This window comes from Pseudaeromonas pectinilytica, assembly GCF_054780855.1.
Map to the genome: position 1 here is coordinate 1 of NZ_BAAGVN010000217.1, position 1,396 is coordinate 1,396.

2 protein-coding genes and 1 pseudogene are annotated in these 1,396 nt (G+C 57.1%); all 3 read left to right on the top strand.

Annotated features, from left to right (window positions below; genetic code table 11):
* A pseudogene (locus ACYVG7_RS10340) lies at positions 1-255 on the top strand (hypothetical protein); the annotation flags it as partial.
* Between the two features lie 99 nt (positions 256-354).
* A complete protein-coding gene (locus ACYVG7_RS10345) occupies positions 355-948 on the top strand; it encodes a lecithin retinol acyltransferase family protein (protein WP_460883038.1) in 594 nt (197 codons plus the stop codon).
* A gap of 24 nt (positions 949-972) precedes the next feature.
* On the top strand, positions 973-1,347 hold the full coding sequence (locus tag ACYVG7_RS10350; RefSeq protein ID WP_460883039.1) for a DUF2787 family protein: 375 nt from the start codon (positions 973-975) through the stop codon (positions 1,345-1,347).
* The last annotated feature ends 49 nt before the right edge of the window (positions 1,348-1,396 follow it).

A 1,396-nucleotide genomic window follows, 5' to 3' on the forward strand; every position in this document is an offset into this window, starting at 1 on the left:
CTGGAAGCCATGGCCCGAGCGCTACTGGGCAATGGTCAGTTTGAAGAAACCGAGGAGGATATCCCGCAGATGTTGGAGGAGTTTTATCCCGAGTCAGAAACGGAAAACCCACTGGTTCAGACCAGCGACATAGCATCGCCTGCAACTGCGGCGGTTAAACCCAAAGCCACCACGCCCATCCGTCAGTCCCGACTGACCAGCAAGCTGGGCTCCGCTTCACCTACCAGCACCACAACCACCGCCTCGCACGGCTAACGCCACACCGATCACTCAACGGCATACACGGCTCAAGGGCTCCCCTGATTCGGGAGACCTTGGGCCGTTTTCTATTTATTCAATTGAAGGAGAACCATCATGCAAGCAGGTGACCACCTGATTTCCCCGCGTCCGGGGTTTACCCATCACGGGCTCTATGTCGGGAATAACGAAGTCATCCACTACGCCGGTTACTCGTCCGGCGAGGAGTCCGGGCAAGTGGTACTGACCTCTCTGGACGTATTCCGCAACGGCCATCCTTGCCGCGTTGTCTCCCACAGCCTGCGTCGCTACGCACCTGAGCAAAGCGTCGAGCGTGCCTGGTCGCGACTGGGTGAGGCGCATTACAGCGCCCTGCTCAACAACTGCGAGCACTTCGTAACCTGGTGTATCCAGGGCTTTCACTACAGTGCGCAGGTACAAAGGCTGGTAGAAACCGGGCTTGCCGTCGGCAGTCAGGTGCTCCCACGTCTGCCGGTTGTTCCCATAGAAACCATGGCCGTGGCCCATCCACTGCGTGAAACCGCGATAGCGACCGCTGTGACAACGGCTTTACCTTCCGCCTCACAGACCGCAGCGATTGTTGCGGGCGGATTAACCCTAGCGAGCTCCGCCCCGCTAGCCGTTCCAATAGCGGTAGCCGGAACCGCGCTATACGGCGCCAAGAAGCTCTTCGACTGGCTGACCGACTAACCCCCGAATACTCAGGAGATGACCATGACAATTCCCTTTCAAGCGGAAGGCCAACTGCTGCCCGTCAGCCCCTGGCTGAAATCCCAACTGGCCGAGATGGTGAGCGAGCAATGCATCAATCTGGAGCCGCTGACGGCGCTCACCTTTCGTTTTAATGACCCCAACTACTCAGCCACCCAAGGCGGCTATCACCCGGTGGAAATCCGGCTGGTGCGCGGCCTCAACGGCTGGCTGTTCGATACCATCACCGACTTTAGCTACCAAGGCTATGGCGACTGGGCCGAGCTCGACAAGGAGCTGGATTTTGATTTTCTAAGCCCCGAGTTCACCCACGTCTATCTGGGCGTGCTGGAGCATAGTGACGCCACATGTACAGGATCTTTAGCTACAACCAATTGAAATAGATAGAAAAAAGGCTTCGTTTGTGATCTGATTTAATCGCCAAAAA